At 62.9% G+C, this 17,647-nt stretch carries 17 protein-coding genes and 1 tRNA gene; 13 read left to right on the forward strand and 5 right to left on the reverse strand.

Annotation, left to right across the window (positions count from 1 at the left end; all coding sequences use genetic code 11):
• Positions 1-94 precede the first annotated feature (94 nt).
• Together glmM and thiD are read left to right on the forward strand one after the other, a co-directional pair.
• A complete protein-coding gene (gene glmM / locus CD351_RS15335) occupies positions 95-1,432 on the forward strand; it encodes a phosphoglucosamine mutase (RefSeq protein WP_111993436.1) in 1,338 nt (445 codons plus the stop codon).
• A gap of 2 nt (positions 1,433-1,434) precedes the next feature.
• A complete protein-coding gene (thiD, locus tag CD351_RS15340; protein WP_174214283.1) occupies positions 1,435-2,250 on the forward strand; it encodes a bifunctional hydroxymethylpyrimidine kinase/phosphomethylpyrimidine kinase in 816 nt (271 codons plus the stop codon).
• A gap of 15 nt (positions 2,251-2,265) precedes the next feature.
• Here the strand turns inward: thiD and CD351_RS15345 are convergent, their stop codons facing one another.
• Positions 2,266-3,138 (reverse strand): TIGR00730 family Rossman fold protein, encoded by an 873-nt coding sequence (locus tag CD351_RS15345; RefSeq protein WP_111993438.1) that lies wholly within the window; start codon positions 3,136-3,138, stop codon positions 2,266-2,268.
• 83 nt (positions 3,139-3,221) lie between these two features.
• Positions 3,222-3,295: transfer RNA gene (locus tag CD351_RS15350), tRNA-Gln, on the reverse strand.
• 175 nt (positions 3,296-3,470) lie between these two features.
• Here CD351_RS15350 and CD351_RS15355 point away from each other — a divergent pair.
• A complete protein-coding gene (locus CD351_RS15355) occupies positions 3,471-4,733 on the forward strand; it encodes a Ppx/GppA phosphatase family protein (protein WP_111993439.1) in 1,263 nt (420 codons plus the stop codon).
• Positions 4,734-4,746: 13 nt separating this feature from the next.
• Entirely contained in the window at positions 4,747-5,412 is a 666-nt protein-coding gene (locus tag CD351_RS15360) for an RlmE family RNA methyltransferase (protein ID WP_111993801.1), read from the forward strand.
• A gap of 21 nt (positions 5,413-5,433) precedes the next feature.
• On the opposite strand, the gene CD351_RS15365 is transcribed toward CD351_RS15360, so the two are convergent.
• Positions 5,434-6,120 carry a cytochrome c family protein gene (locus CD351_RS15365; RefSeq protein WP_111993440.1) on the reverse strand — a complete coding sequence of 229 codons (687 nt, stop codon included), beginning with the start codon at positions 6,118-6,120 and terminating at the stop codon, positions 5,434-5,436.
• A gap of 120 nt (positions 6,121-6,240) precedes the next feature.
• On the opposite strand from CD351_RS15365, the gene CD351_RS15370 reads away from it, so the two are divergent.
• The 8 genes from CD351_RS15370 to bla are packed head-to-tail and all read left to right on the forward strand — an operon-like array spanning position 6,241 to position 14,525.
• The gene (locus CD351_RS15370) at positions 6,241-7,146 is read left to right on the forward strand and encodes a prephenate dehydratase (RefSeq protein WP_111993441.1); all 906 of its coding nucleotides are present in this window, start codon (positions 6,241-6,243) and stop codon (positions 7,144-7,146) included.
• 60 nt (positions 7,147-7,206) lie between these two features.
• The gene (locus tag CD351_RS15375; RefSeq protein ID WP_111993442.1) at positions 7,207-7,944 is read left to right on the forward strand and encodes a hypothetical protein; all 738 of its coding nucleotides are present in this window, start codon (positions 7,207-7,209) and stop codon (positions 7,942-7,944) included.
• Complete coding sequence (locus CD351_RS15380; protein ID WP_111993443.1) at positions 7,941-9,212, forward strand: DUF4350 domain-containing protein; 1,272 nt, start codon at positions 7,941-7,943, stop codon at positions 9,210-9,212. The genes CD351_RS15375 and CD351_RS15380 overlap by 4 nt, the downstream gene beginning before the upstream one ends.
• Before the next feature lie 41 nt (positions 9,213-9,253).
• Complete coding sequence (locus CD351_RS15385; protein ID WP_111993802.1) at positions 9,254-10,210, forward strand: MoxR family ATPase; 957 nt, start codon at positions 9,254-9,256, stop codon at positions 10,208-10,210.
• A gap of 4 nt (positions 10,211-10,214) precedes the next feature.
• Positions 10,215-11,552, forward strand: coding sequence for a DUF58 domain-containing protein (locus CD351_RS15390; RefSeq protein ID WP_111993444.1), 1,338 nt, complete (start codon positions 10,215-10,217; stop codon positions 11,550-11,552).
• Positions 11,549-12,628, forward strand: coding sequence for a stage II sporulation protein M (locus CD351_RS15395; RefSeq protein WP_111993445.1), 1,080 nt, complete (start codon positions 11,549-11,551; stop codon positions 12,626-12,628). The genes CD351_RS15390 and CD351_RS15395 overlap by 4 nt, the downstream gene beginning before the upstream one ends.
• Positions 12,629-12,648: 20 nt before the next feature.
• Positions 12,649-13,542, forward strand: a complete 894-nt coding sequence (locus tag CD351_RS15400) for an RDD family protein (RefSeq protein ID WP_111993446.1) — start codon at positions 12,649-12,651, stop codon at positions 13,540-13,542.
• Complete coding sequence (gene bla / locus CD351_RS15405) at positions 13,539-14,525, forward strand: class A beta-lactamase (protein ID WP_111993447.1); 987 nt, start codon at positions 13,539-13,541, stop codon at positions 14,523-14,525. Before CD351_RS15400 ends, bla begins: the two co-directional genes overlap by 4 nt.
• 6 nt (positions 14,526-14,531) lie before the next feature.
• Here bla and CD351_RS15410 read toward each other — a convergent pair whose 3' ends face one another.
• On the reverse strand, positions 14,532-15,647 hold the full coding sequence (locus CD351_RS15410; RefSeq protein ID WP_111993448.1) for an isoaspartyl peptidase/L-asparaginase family protein: 1,116 nt from the start codon (positions 15,645-15,647) through the stop codon (positions 14,532-14,534).
• Between the two features lie 60 nt (positions 15,648-15,707).
• Between CD351_RS15410 and CD351_RS15415 the strand changes: the two genes are divergently transcribed.
• Positions 15,708-16,667: an SDR family NAD(P)-dependent oxidoreductase gene (locus tag CD351_RS15415; protein ID WP_111993449.1), complete on the forward strand. Its 960-nt coding sequence runs from the start codon at positions 15,708-15,710 to the stop codon at positions 16,665-16,667.
• A 1-nt stretch (position 16,668) separates the two neighbouring features.
• On the opposite strand, the gene CD351_RS15420 is transcribed toward CD351_RS15415, so the two are convergent.
• Positions 16,669-17,607 (reverse strand): alpha/beta hydrolase, encoded by a 939-nt coding sequence (locus tag CD351_RS15420; RefSeq protein ID WP_111993450.1) that lies wholly within the window; start codon positions 17,605-17,607, stop codon positions 16,669-16,671.
• Positions 17,608-17,647 lie beyond the last annotated feature (40 nt).

Below are 17,647 nucleotides of genomic sequence, written 5' to 3' on the forward strand. Positions count from 1 at the left end.
TGCGAGGCGAGGAGCCCCTTCCCTTCGGGCGTTACCTGCGTCATTAGCGCCTGACAATTCCAACACCGACCAGCGATGAGGGCAATTTCACGATATGGCGCGAAAGTTTTTCGGTACTGACGGGATCAGGGGCCGCACCAATGCGGGCGTGATGACAGCGGCGACGGCGATGAAGGTCGGTCAGGCAGCTGGTCATTACTTCGTGCGGGGCGGGCACCGGCACAGGGTGGTGATCGGCAAAGATACGCGCCTTTCGGGCTATATGATGGAAAGCGCGCTGGTCGCAGGCTTTACCAGCGTCGGCATGGACGTGATCATGACCGGCCCCCTTCCCACTCCAGCCATTGCCATGCTGACCCGAGAAATGCGCGCGGATCTGGGCGTGATGATCTCGGCGAGCCACAATCTGTTCCCGGACAACGGGATCAAACTGTTCGGCCCCGATGGCTTTAAACTGTCGGACGAAGCCGAGGCCGAGATCGAGGCGCTGCTCGATCAACAGCCGCAGCTGGTGGAGGCCGAAAAGATCGGTCGCGCACGCCGGATCGAGGATGCACGCGGGCGGTATATCCACGCGATCAAGGGCTCGATCGGTAATGACGTGCGTTTCGACGGCCTCAAGGTCGTGGTCGATTGCGCGCACGGGGCGGCGTATCAGGTGGCCCCCAGCGCGATCTGGGAACTTGGCGCAGAGGTCGTGACGCTTGGCGTCGAACCCAATGGCGTCAATATCAATGACGGTGTCGGCTCGACCGCCATCGAAGCGGTGCAGGCCAAGGTCGTCGAAGAAGGCGCGGATATCGGCATCGCGCTCGATGGTGATGCTGACCGGCTTATCGTTGTCGATGAAAAGGGCCAGAAAGTGGACGGCGACCAGATCATGGCCGCCATCGCCACCCGAATGCACGAAAAGGGCGCGTTGACCGGAGGAGGCGTGGTCGCGACCGTCATGTCGAACCTCGGCCTTGAACGCTATCTGGCCGGGCTCGGCCTGACGCTGGAGCGCACCAAGGTTGGCGACCGCTACGTGCTGGAACGGATGAAAGAAGGCGGATTCAATGTCGGCGGCGAGCAGTCGGGGCACATGATCCTGCTCGACCATGCGACGACCGGCGACGGCACTGTCGCGGCGCTGCGCGTCATCGCGAGCCTCGTGCGTTCGGGCAGACCGGCAAGCGAGATTCTGCACAAATTCGACCCCGTGCCGCAGCTTTTGAAGAATGTCCGCTACAATAGCGGCGCTCCGCTTGAGAACGAAACCGTGAAGTCGGTGATCGCCGAAGTCGAGGGCGAGCTTGAAGGCAAGGGTCGCCTCGTCATTCGTCGATCAGGGACCGAACCCGTCATTCGCGTCATGGCCGAAGGGGACGATTCCTCGCAGGTCGAAAACGTCGTCGATCGGGTGTGCGACGCGGTGCGCGCAGCGGCTTGACGATGGCGAAGAAACCGCCACGCATCCTGTCGATTGCCGGTTCGGACTCCTCCGGTGGAGCGGGGATACAGGCCGACATCAAGACCATTGCGATGCTCGGCGGCTATGCGATGACAGCGATCACCTCGGTCACCGCACAGAACAGCGTCGGGGTGCAGGCGATAGCGCCCATGTCCGGCAGCGTGGTCGCACAGCAGATCGCGTCCTGCATCGACGATATCGGGGTCGATGCGATCAAGATCGGAATGCTGCACGATGCCGAGATTATCGCAGCGGTGGCCGAGGCACTTGAAGATGTGTCGGTCCCGATCGTGCTCGATCCGGTGATGATCTCTACCAGCGGATCCGCGCTGATCGATCCCAAGGCGATTGCGGCGCTGCGCGACATGCTCTTCCCGCGAGCTGCGTTGATCACGCCGAACGTGCCGGAGCTTTCGCACCTGCTCGAACGCAGCCTTGGCACCTCGCTCGAAATGGCTGAGGGCGCGGAGGAACTTGCGAACAAATGCGGAGCGGCAGTGCTTGCCAAGGGCGGGCACACCGAAGATGCGCGGATCGTCGACGTCCTCTACGCGCCCGACAGCGCGTTGGGAGCGCGCGCGGTGCAATTCGAGCATGCTCGGATCGATACGCCGCATACCCATGGCACCGGATGCACCCTCTCATCGGCTATCGCGACGCTTCTGGGCCACGGCCAACCGCTCGAACATGCGGTGAGGCTGGCGCGCAATTTCGTACTGCGCGCGATAGAGGAAGCGCCCGGCTTTGGCGCGGGCAACGGCCCGCTGGGCCATCACGCCGTGCGGAGCCTGAACTGAGGCGCAGCGACGCGCTTAGGCTTCGAGCTCGTAGAACTTCGCGATGTGCGCCCACGCTTCGTCGGCGGTTTCGCACCAGTGGAACAGGTCAAGGTCGCTCTTCGCAATCGTGCCCTCTTCCGCGATCGCTTCGAAATTGACGACGCGGTTCCAGAAGTCCTTGCCAAACAGCATGATCGGAACAGGCTTCATCTTGCCGGTCTGGATCAGGGTGAGCAGTTCGAAGAATTCATCGAACGTCCCGAACCCGCCCGGAAAAACCGCGACAGCCCGTGCGCGCAGGAGGAAGTGCATCTTGCGCAGCGCGAAGTAGTGGAAGTTGAGCGAAAGGTACGGCGTCACATAGCTGTTGGGCGCCTGTTCGTGCGGCAATACGATATTGAGGCCAATGCTCTCTCCGCCCGCATCGCTCGCCCCGCGATTGCCCGCCTCCATGATCGAAGGCCCGCCGCCAGTGGTGACGACGAACTGGCGCTTGCCATCTTCGATGATCGCCTTTTCGGAAACCAGCCGGGCAAGCTTGTAGGCCTCGTGATAATACTTGGCCTTGTCGGCGAGGCTTTGGGCGACTTTCTGATCGTATTCAGTGCCGTTCTGGGCTGCCTCGATCTTCGCCTGCGCCTCTTCGGGTGAAGGGATGCGCGCCGACCCGTACATCACCATGGTCGAACCCACGCGCGCCTCGTCAAGGAGCATTTCGGGCTTCAACAACTCCAGCTGGAAGCGCACCGGGCGAAGCTCGTCACGCAGCAGGAAATCATGATCGCGAAACGCGAGCTTGTACGCGGGATGCTCTGTCTGCGGGGTGCGTTCGGGCGATTCGTCGGCGAACCGGCTCTCTTCACCGGCGCGATAGAACTTGCGGTCTGTAAGGTCTTTTTCAGTCATAGGAGAACGCCCCTAGGCGCGCCGCATGACAGCGGCAAGGCAAATGAATTCGCAGGTGGCAGCGCTTGGCAGAAGTCGGGAATTGGATGCCCCGTGAGGATTCGAACCTCAATTGACGGAGTCAGAGTCCGTAGTCTTACCATTAGACGACGGGGCACCAGCGCGGTCGGGGCAAGGAATCACTGTCCGCCGTCTCGCGAGAGGGCGCATCTAGTTTTGTGCGAAGCCCGGGTCAAGGGCGACTTGCTTGCTCTTGCGCAGAGCTTGGGTTAGCTTTGCAGTCAGGTGCTGGCGCAAAGTGTTCGCGTCAGTGATGAAGAAAGATCAGGTTTATGGCGGATGCGCTTCCGCCGGACGAAAACAGGAGAGCTGGTAAAAGACGGAGCGGCAAGTCCGGCAAGGTAGCCGATTTTCGCTACAAACGCTCCAACCAGCAGGGAAAAGGGTCGCGCCAGGCAAATTCCCGGGCTAACGGTGGACGCACAAACGGGTCCACCAGGCCGGACGCTGCGCGTGGTCCGACGAGGCCGGTGCAGCCTTCAAAAGACCCACACCGCATAAATTCAAAACCGCGCAAGAACGAGGCCTATGCCGCGCTCGATCTTGGTACGAACAATTGTCGTTTGCTGATTGCGCGACCGTCGGGGCGCGACTTTACGGTTATCGACGCGTTCAGCCGGGTGGTGAAGCTTGGCGAAGACCTTGCGAAGACGGGCCGCCTTTCGGACGAGGCCATGGACCGCGCGGTGGGAGCGCTCGCAATCTGCGCAGAAAAGCTGCGTCGCCGGAACGTTCGCCTTGCCCGCTCTGTCGCGACCGAGGCTTGCAGGCGCGCCTCCAATGGCGAAGAGTTTATCGAGCGCGTGAAGCGCGAAACCGGCATCATGCTCGACATCATCACCGCACAGGAAGAGGCGCGGCTTGCCGTTCTGGGCTGCCACATCCTGCTGGAATCGGGCGAAGGCCCTGCGGTCATCTTCGACATTGGCGGCGGTTCGACCGAACTCGTGCTGCTGAAACCGGGCGGGAAGATTCCCGAAATCATCGACTGGCAGAGCGTGCCGTGGGGCGTCGTCTCGCTCACCGACACGGTGGGACGCGGTGAGGCAGGCCGCGATGCGCGCATCGCACGCTACACCGAGATGCGGCGGATCGTATCCGATGCCTTTGCGCCTTTCGCCGGGCGAATCGCCGATGCCGCGAAGAGCAACGACATCCGCCTGCTGGGCACGTCCGGGACGGTCACCACGCTCGCCAGCCTGCACCTTGAACTGCCCCATTACGATCGCAAGGCGGTCGACGGGCTGATCGTTCCCTCCACCGCGATGCGCGATATCAGCGGACGGCTTTCGGCAATGTCCCCGAGCGAGCGCAGCGAACTTCCCTGCATCGGACATGACCGCGCCGATCTGGTGGTCGCAGGCTGCGCCATTCTCGAATCGATCCTCGACCTGTGGCCTGCAGAACGCCTAGGAGTGGCAGACCGCGGTATTCGTGAAGGCATTCTTCGCAGCCTGATGGCAGCCGAACGTCAAAGCGAGCGCAGCCTCAAGGCTTTGCATGAAAGCCGCGTCGGCCGCTCGGCCGAGGGCTAAGGAGACTGAAGACTTGGCACGTTCAGGCCGCGACCCCGACAAGCGGGTAAAGACCGCAAAGAAGCGCAGCGAAAGCTCGACCCGCTGGCTGCAACGCCAGCTCAACGATCCGTATGTGAAGCAGGCGAAGGCCGACGGTTATCGCAGCCGTGCGGCGTACAAGCTTCTGGAACTGGACGAGAAGTTTGCGCTGCTGCGCGGTGCGAAGCGCGTGGTCGACCTAGGCATCGCGCCGGGCGGATGGAGCCAGGTGGTGCGGGCCAAGGCGCCCAAGGCAGAAGTGGTCGGCATCGACCTGCTCCCGACCGAACCAATCGAAGGCGTCACCATTTTCGAGATGGATTTCATGGACGACGCCGCGCCAGAAAAGCTCGAATCGGCACTGGGCGGCGCGCCCGATCTCGTCATTTCGGATATGGCGGCGAACACGGTCGGCCACAAACAGACCGATCACCTGCGCACCATGGCGCTGGTCGAGGCGGGCGCATGGTTCGCGGTCGAAACGCTGGAAAAGGGCGGCGCATTCGTCGCCAAGGTGCTGGCTGGCGGTACGGACGCAGAATTGCTCAATCTGCTGAAAAAGCACTTCAAGACGGTCAAACACGCCAAACCCCCCGCGAGCCGCAAGGGCTCGTCGGAGTGGTATGTCGTTGCGCAAGGGTTCAAGGGGCGCGAATAGCCCCCTGATCAGGAGCGGGGCTTAGGCCTCGGCTGCTGCGGTTTCTTCGGAAGTTTCCTCAGCTGCGTCCTGCTCGGCTTCTGCCTCACCCTCGGCTGCTTCTTCTGCTGCCACTTCGGGTTCTTCGGCAGCGGGCACAAATTCAGGCACCGCGATGCCCGAGCCGTTTTCGTTCATGTAGAGCGAAACAGCGGCGCGGTCTTCGATGCTCGACAGACCGGCAAAGCCCATCTTCGTGCCGTCCATATAGCCGCGCGGATTGTCGAGCCAGTTGTTCATTTCTTCCCAGCCCCAGGTGCCGCCAAAGCTCGCCATGGCGCTGGAGTAGGAATAGCCCGAGACGGCGCCGACCGGTGCGCCCATGATGCCGTGCAGGTTCGGGCCAACGCCATTGGCGCCGCCCGCTTCGATGCTGTGGCATGCCGAACACTTGGCAAAAACGCGCTCGCCATCGGCAGCGGTCACCATGGTCAGCGCTTCGGCGAATGTCGGGCCCGAGGGGCCTTCTTCGACGTCCGGAAGCTCGATCACATAGCCCAGCGTTTCAGGGCGCTGCGGGTCGTCGGCGTGGAAATACTTGCTGGCGAGGATCGAGAGGCCAAGGCCAACCACGCCCGCAAACAGGACCCAGCCTGCAGCTGTGTTGAACATGTCGCCTGAGCCCGTTTCGGTTTCCGGCGTGCTCTTTGAAGAATTGTCTTGTGTCATCCCGGCGCTCCCTTAATGCCCCCCTCGCGCGCGTGCAAGGCGAAACGCAACATCTATTCGTGCACTATTCGCAAGGCCCCTTGCCGCCGCCTAGCCGGAGCTTTAGCACGCCTTGCAATCATGCGAAGTTTTCCTGCACCTGCCCTTCATATCGTCGATGCGCTTCGCTGCGCAGCCGCAGCCGATCCTGCGCGCGCCATCGCTTTTCAGGGGTCGCCCGGCGCAAATTCGCACCGCGCCGCACTCGAAGCGCGGCCCGATGCGCTGCCGCTTCCGTGCTTCGGATTCGAAGACGCGCTCGACGCGGTGAAGGACGGGCGCGCGGGTGAAGCGATCATTCCCATCGAAAACTCGCAGCACGGGCGCGTGGCCGACATCCACTTCCTGCTGCCTGAAAGCGGGCTTTCGATTGTCGGCGAGTACTTCATGCCGATCCACCATGCGCTGATGGCTCCCGGCCCGCGTTCATCGGACGACAGGATCGAGGCGGTCTACAGCCATCCGCAGGCGCTCGGCCAGTCGCGCAAATATCTGCATGAGCGCGGGATCACGCCCTTGAGCTACATCGATACAGCTGGCGCAGCGGCTCACGTGGCGGAGCTTGGAGACAAGACCGTCGGCGCGATCGCTCCGGCGATTGCGGCAGAGCATTACGGCCTCGAAATCATCGAGGACAATGTCGAGGATGCGCATGACAACATGACGCGCTTCGTCATCCTCGCGAACAAGCCGACTTTCGTCACCGTGGAAGAAGGCAAGCCAGCCATGACCACGTTCATTTTCGAGGTGAAGAACATCCCGGCTGCGCTTTACAAGGTGCTGGGCGGCTTTGCGACGAACGGCGTCAACATGACGAAGCTCGAAAGCTATCAGATCGGGACCAGCTTTTCCGCGACCCGTTTTTACGCCGACATCATCGGTGTGCCGGGCGATCCTGCGGTGGACCGCGCTTTGGAAGAGTGCGCCTTTCATTCCAAGGAGTTGCGCCTGCTCGGCACTTACGAACAGGCCCGCAAACGCGGTTAAGCACGGTTGTCGGCCAAGGCGGTTGCGCCCGCCTTTTAGGCGTGCCACCACTGCACGGGCATGAGCAACGCGGCGCAGACCATCACGCGGCCCCCTTTCCCGCCCGAGGCAAGCCGTGACGCATCCCTCGCCGAACCCACATCCGTGGCCCCCGTCCCCGATAGCTGGAACGAGCTCAGAGAGGCGCGCGACATACAGTTCGACGAGCTGACCCTCGCCAATCCCCCGATGCCGGAGCCGCGCGAGCCGAGCTGGTTTTCGCAGATGTTGCGCGAACTGTTTGCCTGGCTTGGCGAGGTTCTTTCACCGATTGCCGGTTTCTTCGGCGAAAGCTGGCCGGTGATGAAATGGGTGCTGCTCGCCCTTCTTGTCGCCTTCGTTCTCTACCTCATCGCGCGCAATGTCGGCCTCATCGCGCGTCGCCGACAGATGCCGAAGAGCGCCGCGAGCGAGCCCGAATGGCAACCCAGCCGCGAGGAAAGCGCCGCCCTGCTTGAGGATGCCGATGCGCTTGCCGCGCAAGGGCGCTTCGATGAAGCGACCCGGCTGCTGCTTCATCGAAGCGTGAGCCAGATCGCAGCGGCCCGGCCCGATTGGGTCGATCCGTCAAGCACCGCGCGCGAACTGGCGGCGCTTCCCGCATTGCCCGAGGGTGCCCGGACGGCCTTCTCGGCAATCTCGCAAAGGGTCGAGCGCAGCCTGTTTGCGCTGAGATCCTTGACCAGCGAAGACTGGGACGCCGCCCGCGCGGCTTATGCCGATTTCGTGCAGGCAGAGATCGCACAGGTGAGCGCATGAGCGAGGTTGCAACTCTCACCAGCACGCGCGGCGCAGCCCCGTTCCGCAAGGGAACTGTGCTCGCGGTTGTTCTGGTAGGCTTTGCCGCCTTTCTCGCCATGCTCTATTTTATCGGCGCAGGCGATACGGGCGGCAATCGTCCGGGTCCGGCGCACGCGTCGGCCAATGGTCTCAATGGGTATTCAGGGCTCTATCGCCTGCTTAGAGCCGAAGGGATCGAGGTTGAGCGTTCCCGCAGCCCAGAGAGGCTCACGACATCGAACCTGCTCGTGCTCACCCCGCCGCAGAATGTCGACTTCGAGGAATTCTCCGACACATTGCAATCGCGACGATTTTACGGACCCACTCTGGTAATACTGCCCAAATGGATTGCCGGTCCGCCGCAGGGAGAAGTCGTCGAGGAGGACGAGCTTCGCATGCGCGATGACTGGGTCACGCTGTCGCGCGCTGCGCCGGCGATGTGGACCCAAGACCTGCCCGAACCATACGCGTTCACCTATGGCGCCCAGCGGTTCGGTGGCAATGGCCGACCTCGCTGGTATGCCGATGGCAGGCAGGGAAAGATGCCCACCCGGATCATGTTGCATGCGGAAGAAAAGGCGGGGCACCGGGCGATTGTCACCAACACCGCTGGCCATTCGCTCGCGTTTCAGGCGGCAGGCGATGAGGGGATCAACCCCGTGATCTTCATCGTCGAACCCGACCTTGTGAACAATTACGGCCTCGCCGATGGGCAGCGGGCTGGGTTGGCGCTCGACCTTGTGCGGCTGGCGAGCAACGTTGAGGGACAGCCGGTCACCTTCGACATGACCTATGTCGGATTTGGCCAGACGATGAACCTGCTGACCCTCGCCTTTCGTCCCCCCTTCCTCGCCGCGACCTTGTGCCTGATCCTGGCGTTGGTGATCGTCGGCTGGCGGGCGTTCCTCCGGTTTGGCCCGGCTGCAGTAAGCGGGCAGGCGATTGCGTTTGGAAAGAACCAGCTGGTCAGCAATGGAGCAGGCCTGATCGTCCGCGCCCGAAGGCTGGGCCTGCTGGCCGATCCCTACGTCCATCTGATCCAGCGGCGCGTCGGCAAGGCGCTAGGCATCGCGAGACCTGATGGCGAAACGATCGACGCCGCCATTGCCCAGCGTCTGCCCGATCAGGAGCCGTTCTCTCACCTTGCCGCGCGGCTGCACGATGCCCGCCGACCGGCAGAGATATTGCGCGCAGCCAAGGCACTGAGCGCGCTGAGTTCGAAGTTAACAGGGAAATCCGCCCAATGAGCACTGAAACGCAAAACCCCGACACGCCCGAGGCTGGCGGTATGACCCTCGCGCAGTTGCGCGATCTCGCCGACGCAATCCGCGCCGAGGTCGCCAAGGCAATCGTCGGTCAGACCGACATGGTCGACCAGTTGCTTGTCGCGCTGATCAGCCGCGGGCACGTTCTGCTTGAAGGACCGCCGGGCACGGCCAAGACGTTCCTAGCGCAGTCTTTCGCGACGGCTTTGGGGCTCGATTTCGGGCGGATCCAGTTCACGCCTGACCTTTTGCCGGGCGACATTCTCGGCTCCAACCTGTTCAACTTCCAGACCAGCCAGTTCACGCTGACACGCGGTCCGATCTTCTGCGAATTGCTGCTTGCCGATGAAATCAACCGCACGCCGCCCAAGACGCAGGCCGCGCTGCTCGAAGCGATGCAGGAGAGGCGCGTTACGCTCGATGGCGAGACACACCGGCTGGCCGATCAGTTCATGGTGGTGGCAACGCAGAACCCGATAGAGAACCAGGGGGTCTATCCTCTTCCCGAAGCCCAGCTCGACCGGTTCCTGTTCAAGCTGCCGGTCCCTTATCCGGGCGAGGCTGAAGAGGCGCGGATCGTCGCAAGCTATGGCTCGAAATCCGGACCGACACGGCCAGCCGACCTTGGGGTCACAGCCGTCGCGAACGCACAGATGCTGTCACGCGCCAACGCGGCGCTTTCACAGGTCGCGGTCGCCGATGAGATCACCCAATATGTCGTCAGGCTGGTGCGCGCGACGCGGGAGCATTCCGAGCTTGCCGTGGGCGCATCGCCGCGCGCAGGCGTGATGCTGGCAGGGGCCGCAAGGGCGCGTGCGGCGCTGGAGGGGCGCGACTACACGATCCCGGACGATGTGAAGGCGCTGGCGCTCGCGGTGCTGCGCCATCGTTTGACGCTCAGCCCCGCAGCCGAAATCGAAGGCCGCGACGTCGAAGCGCTGGTGGCCGAACTGATCGAAAGCACCGAGGCGCCGCGCTGAACCAATGAGCCGCGCCCTCGCCTTCCCCGTGGTCCCGACCCAGCGCGCCGCATGGATTGCCGCCGGCTTTGCGCCGATCGCGCTGTTGATCGCGGCGGTTTCACCGGCGCTGTGGGTGGTCGCCCCGGTTCTGGCGGTCGCATTCCTCGCGCTCATCGCGCTCGACGCAATGCTCGCGGGCAGGGTCGAGGAATGGCACGTCGTCGCGCCCGCAGACACCGAGATCGGTCAGCCCACACCGCTTGATGTGCATGCTCGTTTCGACCGCAGGAAGGTCAGCGGCGCCGAAGCCGCGCTTGAGTTCGATCCGCGCCTTGCCGAGGGCGGGCGCGCCACGATCCTGCTGGTGCCCGAACCCGATACAGGCGCGCAGAGCGGCACTTTCAAAGCCCTGCCCGACCGGCGCGGAACCGCTGCGATCACCAAAGCGTGGCTGCGCTGGACCGGGCCGCTCGGCCTCGGCGCGCGCCAGTCCAGCCTCGATCTGGCTCAGGAAGTGCGGATCTGGCCCGATCTTTCGCCCGTTCGATCAAAGGAGCTGCAAACCTTCCTGCGCGATGCGCAGACCGGCCTCATCGCACGGCGCATTCGCGGTGAAGGCACCCAGTTCGAAGCGCTCAGCGAATACGAACCGGGCATGGACCGTCGCCGGATCGACTGGAAGGCGAGCGCGCGGCACAACCACCTCTATGCCCGCGAAAACGAAAGCGAGCGCAACAACCCGATCATCTTCGCTTTCGATTGCGGGCAGGCGATGTGCGAGCCAGTCAACGGGATGCCGCGCATCGACCGGGCGGTCACGGCTGCTCTCACCTGTTCTTATGTCGCTTTGAAGGGCGGAGATCGTGTTGCGCTGTTCGGCTTTTCCCAAAGGCCGCAATTGATGACGCCTTTCGTCAGCGACACGCGCGCCTTTCACCGGCTGCAAAGCGCGGCAGCGGGGCTGGATTACGATGCGAGCGAGCCGAACTTCACGCTTGCGCTGGCAACGCTGACGTCGAAGCTCAAGCGTCGCTCGCTGATCGTGCTGTTTTCCGACTTCACCGACCCGACCGCAGCGCAGCTGATGGTTGAAAGCATCGGGCGGCTCGTATCGAAACACCTGGTCTTGTTCGTCACCATAGCCGACAGCGAGCTTGAGGAGATGATCGCGCAGGAACCCGCCTCGATTGCCACGCTGGCCCGGTCGGTGACGGCTGACAGCCTGCTTCATCAGCGCCAGATCGTGCTTCAGCGCCTGCGGCAAATGGGCGTCGATGTGATCGAGGCACCCTATGACCAGATCGGTTATCAGCTGATCGACAGCTATTTCCGCATCAAGCGCAGCGAGGCGATCGGATGAATTCGCCTGTCCCTTCAAGCTGGTTCGGGCGCGGCGAAGTGGCAGCGCCGGTCGATATCGAAAGCGCGAGCCTGCGCTCGGATCGGTTCCGGCTGGAGCGTGAAAGCGACTGGAAGCGGCTTGAGGATATTGTCGCGAGGATGGAAAAAGGCGGCCTGTCGCGCATCGACGATGCCGAATTGCTCGTGCTGCCGACCCTTTATCGCACCGCGGCATCAAGCCTTTCGGTCGCGCGCGAAACCTCGCTCGATGCTGCGACCCTGCGCTACCTCGAAGGGCTCGTGCAGCGGGCATGGTTTCAGGTCTACGGCCCGCGCAAGGGCTTCTTCGCCTGGTTTCGCGAGTTCCTATTCGGTGGATGGAGCCGCGCCGTGCGCGAAATCTGGCTCGACATCTCAATCGCGCTGTTCGTGATGGTAGCGGGCACGTTGGTAGGCTGGCTTCTCGTAATGCGCGATGTCGACTGGTATTTCCGGCTGGTCCCGACACAATTCCTCGACGCCCGCGTGCCCGGAGCCAGCCGCGAGGAATTGCTCTCCACGCTCGCGGTTGAGGAAAGCACCGGCGGCCTGTCGACATTCGCTGCTTCGCTGTTCAGCAACAATGCGGGTGTGTGCATCCTCGCTTTCGCCCTCGGATTCGCCTTCGGCATCCCTTCGCTGTTGCTGCTGGTCCACAATCTCGCCGTGCTTGGCGCGATGATGTGGTTGTTCGCCGATGCCGGATTGGCCGTCGAATTTTCAGCATGGCTCAGCGTTCACGGCACGACCGAGCTGTTCGGCATTCTGCTGTCGGGCGCGTCGGGCCTGCATATCGGCCGATCCATGGCTTTTCCGGGCGACAGATCGGTGCTCGACGCCGCCTCAGCAAGCGGTCGGCGCGGGGCCGTGGTCATGGTCGGCGTGGTCATCATGATGATCGTCGCCGCGCTTCTCGAAGCGTTTCCGCGCCAGTTGGTCGAAGGTGCCGGCAGCCGGTTCGTCATCGGCGGGGCGTTTCTTGCGTTCTGGCTGTCCTACTTCTTCCTGTACCGCCCCGCTTCGCCGGCCCCCGATCAACAGGAGCGATCGGTGTGAGCGAACGGGCAGTTCCACTCATGAAGGATCCCGCAGAAAAGCGGCTGCGCCAGATCATCACCCCCGAAGGGATCGCCTTGCCCATCCGGGTCGCGAGCCGTGGCAGCCGTTTCGGCGCTCTGGTGCTGGACTTCGCCATCCTCGTAGTCGGGATGATCGCTTTCTATGCCCTGGTATTCTGGCTGGCGGGCGAATTGCTTGTCGGTTCGGCTTTCGGGGTAAACAACGGCGCATCCGAGGCGGTCAACATTGTCCTGATCATCTCGTTTTTCCTAGCCCGCTACGGCTACTTTCTCGCGTTCGAGCTGGGCCCGCGCGGGGCGACCTGGGGCAAGCGCGTACTCGGCATCAGAGTCGCGGCGCGCGGCGGAGGCAGGTTGACGCCCGAAGCCGTGGTCGCCCGAAACCTTCTGCGCGATATCGAGCTGTTCATGCCGCTCATCTTCCTGCTGATCGCGCCCGGCGGACAGGCGGGCAGCTTCGGGATTGCGGGCCTCGTCTGGTTCGCGACCTTCATGGCGTTCCCCTTCTTCAACAAGGATGCCCTTCGCGCAGGCGATATCATCGCTGGCACCTGGGTGGTCGAGGCGCCCCGCGCGAAACTGGCCGAAGCGCTGTCAGTGGCCGGGAGCGCTGCAAACGGCGCAAGCGAAGTGACCGGCGCGCGCTACAACTTTGGCGAGGCGGAACTCTCGGTCTATGGCGAGCATGAATTGCAGGTGCTCGAACGCATGCTGCGCGACAATCAGGCGGAATCGCTCTCTGCCGCACACAGGGCGATCTGCACCAAGATCGGCTGGGATCCGGGCGCAGGCGATGAACGCGCTTTCCTTGAAGCCTTTTATGCGCGATTGCGGGCCAAGCTCGAAGGCGACATGCGCTTCGGCAAACGCAAGGCGGACAAGTTCTCATGACGATACACAGGCGTCTTTTCATGATCGGTGCGCTCGGTGCGGGTCTGGCGGTGAGCGGTTGCGCATCGCGTCTTCCCGACATCACCCTGCCGCGCGGAACGCAGCTGCAATTCGGTCCCGACAACCGTTTCGAGGCCATGCTGAGGCAGATCGAGGGCGAGGCTGACGGCACCTTGGGTGTCGAGCTGTTCGACGTATCGACCGGCCATTCGGTCGGCATCAATCGCGACCGCAAGTTCGGGCATTGCTCCTCGTTCAAACTGTCGCTTGCCGCAATGGTGCTTGCCTCGGACAGCCTTGGCATCGTCGATGCGGCGAGGCGTGTGATGTGGAGCGAGGACGATCTCATGTTCGTCTCGCCCTTCACCACGCAGCGCCTGACCCAAGGCGCGACCTTGCACGAACTGGCCGAAGCGACGCAGAAATATTCGGACAACACCGCCGCGAATATCCTCCTTCGCGAATATGGCGGACCTCAGGCGCTGACCGCTTTCTGGAGCGGGATCGGCGACAATGTCAGCCGCCTCGACCGGTATGAGCCGCGCGTGAACTACGTTCCTGTCACCGAATATCGCGACACCACCACTCCCGCTGCGATGGCGCGCACGGTGGCCGCGCTGGCGTTCGGTGGGGTGCTGCCGGATGCAGAGCGCGCATTGCTTCGCCAGTGGATGATCGACACCGAAACGGGCGCGCGCCGGGTCCGGGCAGGCCTGCACGAGGAGCTGGTGGGAGGCGACAAGACCGGCACCTCGATCTGGCCGGGCATGGGCAGCCTTTACGTCGATATCGGCTTCGTCCAGCCGCCAGCCGACAAGAGCGGCGAGGATGAGAAGTGGAAGTCCGGTCCCTTCACCTTCGCGACCTATTTCCGCACGCGCACCGCCACTGACGGGATCGACCCCTCTGCCGAGGCGGCACTGGCGCGAGTAGGCGAAGTCTTGAGCGCCTTTGCGGAAAGGCCCGATTTCTGGCCGTTCTAGCGGGCTTTAATGGTCCGGAGTGTGGCCTGACCCCGTATCCTCGCCGCCAAAGATCGCCACTTCGTTCATCCCATCGCTGGTAGCGCGGCCGCGATACATGCCGGTTGTGTTGAAGCTGTAGAGCGCGTGGCCTTCCGGCGTGACGAGGATGATCCCGCCATCGCCGCCCAGTTCCTTGACCTCGGCCATGACTTCATCGGCGATGGACTGGTCGTGCGCGCGAACGGAATTGCTGAAAGCGTCACGCCAGCTCGCTAAAGCAGCGCCGGTTGGCGCATGTTCCGCGTGCATTTCACGGTGAATTCTAAGTCGGGTGCAAATCTCCTGCGCGACCCCGACGCGAATGAAGTATTCACCCCAACCGGTCGCAGAGAGCGCGCAGCTTCGGTTGTCCGCGTAAGTCCCCGCGCCAACTACGGGGGCATCGCCGATGCGGCCCCAGCGCTTGCCGGTCATGCCGCCGGTTGACGTGCCAGCTGCGAGGTTGCCCTCCATGTCGAGTGCCACCGCACCCACCGTGCCGAATTTGTGATCGACATCGAGCGCGCTCATCGCATTCGCTTTCATCCGCTCAAGCGACTGTCGCCGTGCCTCGGTCGCGAACCATTCGGCAGGCGTAACCTCAAAACCGCGTTCGAGCGCGAACTGCTCCGCGCCTTCACCCATCAGGAAGACGTGCGGGCTGTCGGTGCGCACGCGGTCAGCGAGCAGGATCGGGTTGCGCACTGTGGTAACGCCGGTCACCGCGCCAGCGCTGCGGTCGCGTCCGTCCATGATCGAGGCGTCGAGCTCGTTCTCGCCCTCCCACGTGAACACCGCTCCGCGCCCTGCGTTGAACAGCGGATTGTCTTCCATCGGAATGATCGCCGCCTGGATCGCCTCCATCGCGCTGCCGCCTTCGGCAAGAATTTTAGCGCCTGCATCAAGCGCTTCCTGCAAGGCCGCTTCGTATTCGGCGCGGCGTTCGGGCGTCATGCTGTCGGGGCTGAGCGTGCCTGCGCCGCCATGGATCGCGATTGACCATTTGGGCGCCTGTGCATCCTCATGCGCCTCGGCAAAGGCGTGGGTGGGAGCAAGGGCGACGAGAGCCGCACTCGCGGCGACAAACAGAGCGTTCTTCATGGCTTGCATGGCTAGCCCAAACCTGCGCATCACACCAACATTAGATTTGGGAGAAGCGAATTGAGCGAGTTCGGTCACGACACCACCGCAGATCAAGTGCTCGAAGGCAAGGACCTGTCGGGCAAGACCGTCTTCATCACCGGAGGCAATTCGGGACTCGGGTTGGAGACAGGCCGGGCGATGGCGGCCAAGGGTGCTCACGTGATCCTTGCCGGGCGCGATCAGGCCAAGCTTGATGAAGCCGTCTCCGCGATCAAGGGCGATGTGCCGGACGCGCAGCTGGAGACGATCACCTGCGATCTCGCCTCGCTCGACAGCGTCCATGCAGCGGGTGCGGAGGCGAATGAACGTTTCGACAAGATCGACCTTCTTATCAACAATGCGGGCGTGATGGCCTGCCCCAAGATGCACACAGCCGACGGGTTCGAAATGCAGCTTGGCACCAATCATCTGGGCCACTTTGCGCTGACAAAGCACCTCATGCCGCTGGTCGAGGCGGGCACGGGCACCAAGGGCAGTGGGCGGATCGTCAACCTGTCGAGCCGCGGCCATCACATCGCGCCGGTCGATCTCGATGATCCGAATTTCGAGAAAACCGAATACCAGCCGTTCCTCAGCTATGGCCGGTCAAAGACCGCCAACATTTTGTTCACCGTCGGCCTTGAAAAGCGCTTCGCTGACAAGGGTATCCACTCCTTTGCGGTGCATCCCGGCGGCATCCAGACCAACCTCGGCCGACACATGTCGGAGGAAGAAACCGAAGCACTGGTTGAGCGCATCAAGACCAACGACCCGAACTACGAATGGAAGACGATCCCGCAGGGCGCGGCGACGCAGACGTGGGCTGCAACTGCCGAGGAGCTTGAAGGCAAGGGCGGGCTCTATTGTGAGGATTGCCATGTCGCTGAAGTCGACGATACATCGTCGAATGGCGGGGTTCGCACCTACGCGCTCGACACCGCAGTCGCGGAAAAACTTTGGGCGATGTCCGAAGAGATGACCGGCGTAACCTTCGCCTGACCTATTCCTCGATAAAGTCCTTCAGCAGCGCCAGCGTGTCCTTCGCCTCGCGCGTGGGGACGATTGCCATGAAGACGTGCGGCGCTGCCTCGTATTCGTAGAGCTTTGCATCGATACCCGCATCGCGCAGCTTGCTGGTGAAGGTACGGCTGTCGATGATGAAAAGGTCGTGCCGCCCAGTCCAGATGCGCGTCGGCGGCAGCTGTGCGAGGTCCTCTTTTGACGCGTAGAGCGGGCTGCATTCAGCGCTGCCCGGATCGCGTGTCCCGGCGAACATCTTCCCGCATGATCGCAAGGTGCCGATCTTGAGCATGATGTCGTGCGGCTCGACCGCTTCGATTGCCGGGTCGGCCATCGTCACGTCGAGCCAAGGTGCAAACAGCGCAAGCTTGCCCGGCTGCGGCCCGTCGGCTTTGGCCAGCCGCAATGCGAGGCTCAAAGCCATATGTCCGCCCGCGCTGTCCCCGTTGAGGATGATCTTGGCCGGATCGTGATCCTCTGCAAGCTTGGCAAACGTCGCATCGGCGACAGCATCCTGCGCTTCCCACGAATTTTCAGGTACCACCGGATAAAGCGGCACGGTGACGCTGATCCCGCATATATCAACCATCGCCTCGATCAGCGGCCAGTGCTCCTTGAACATCGGCAACACAAAACCGCCGCCGTGGAAGTAGAGCATGTGCCACTCGCCCGGCCCGGACTTGGGGTGGACCGTGACAACCGGATTGTTCGCAGCGGTCCAGTGGATCACATTGTGCTTTTGCTTCAACTGGGCAGGCATCGACGCGTCGTTGGGAAGCGGGCGCTTCGCCATGTAGTCCTCGAACGCGTCAGCGATGTGCGGGAAGACCGGCTTGCGCTTCGCCATCAGCCATTTGATCGCGCGCATCAGGAAGCTGGGCCTGGCGCTGCGCAGTTCGATGGATGTGTCGGTCAGCATGTCTCTCTCCTCAGGCGCAAGAGAGTGCCGCACGCTGACC

The sequence above is a fragment of the Erythrobacter sp. KY5 genome (assembly GCF_003264115.1).
Lineage (GTDB): Bacteria > Pseudomonadota > Alphaproteobacteria > Sphingomonadales > Sphingomonadaceae > Erythrobacter.

Bases quoted from the DNA above. Each gene is read 5' to 3' on its own strand.
- CD351_RS15380 (WP_111993443.1), top strand. From the start codon at position 7,941: ATGAGCGAGGTTGCAACTCTCACCAGCACGCGCGGCGCAGCCCCGTTC.
- CD351_RS15420 (WP_111993450.1), bottom strand. From the start codon at position 17,607: ATGCTGACCGACACATCCATCGAACTGCGCAGCGCCAGGCCCAGCTTC.
- CD351_RS15375 (WP_111993442.1), top strand. From the start codon at position 7,207: ATGAGCAACGCGGCGCAGACCATCACGCGGCCCCCTTTCCCGCCCGAG.
- CD351_RS15345 (WP_111993438.1), bottom strand. From the start codon at position 3,138: ATGACTGAAAAAGACCTTACAGACCGCAAGTTCTATCGCGCCGGTGAA.
- CD351_RS15355 (WP_111993439.1), top strand. From the start codon at position 3,471: ATGGCGGATGCGCTTCCGCCGGACGAAAACAGGAGAGCTGGTAAAAGA.
- CD351_RS15390 (WP_111993444.1), top strand. From the start codon at position 10,215: ATGAGCCGCGCCCTCGCCTTCCCCGTGGTCCCGACCCAGCGCGCCGCA.
- thiD (WP_174214283.1), top strand. From the start codon at position 1,435: ATGGCGAAGAAACCGCCACGCATCCTGTCGATTGCCGGTTCGGACTCC.
- CD351_RS15395 (WP_111993445.1), top strand. From the start codon at position 11,549: ATGAATTCGCCTGTCCCTTCAAGCTGGTTCGGGCGCGGCGAAGTGGCA.
- CD351_RS15400 (WP_111993446.1), top strand. From the start codon at position 12,649: ATGAAGGATCCCGCAGAAAAGCGGCTGCGCCAGATCATCACCCCCGAA.
- CD351_RS15370 (WP_111993441.1), top strand. From the start codon at position 6,241: ATGCGAAGTTTTCCTGCACCTGCCCTTCATATCGTCGATGCGCTTCGC.
- CD351_RS15385 (WP_111993802.1), top strand. From the start codon at position 9,254: ATGACCCTCGCGCAGTTGCGCGATCTCGCCGACGCAATCCGCGCCGAG.
- glmM (WP_111993436.1), top strand. From the start codon at position 95: ATGGCGCGAAAGTTTTTCGGTACTGACGGGATCAGGGGCCGCACCAAT.
- bla (WP_111993447.1), top strand. From the start codon at position 13,539: ATGACGATACACAGGCGTCTTTTCATGATCGGTGCGCTCGGTGCGGGT.
- CD351_RS15410 (WP_111993448.1), bottom strand. From the start codon at position 15,647: ATGAAGAACGCTCTGTTTGTCGCCGCGAGTGCGGCTCTCGTCGCCCTT.
- CD351_RS15365 (WP_111993440.1), bottom strand. From the start codon at position 6,120: ATGACACAAGACAATTCTTCAAAGAGCACGCCGGAAACCGAAACGGGC.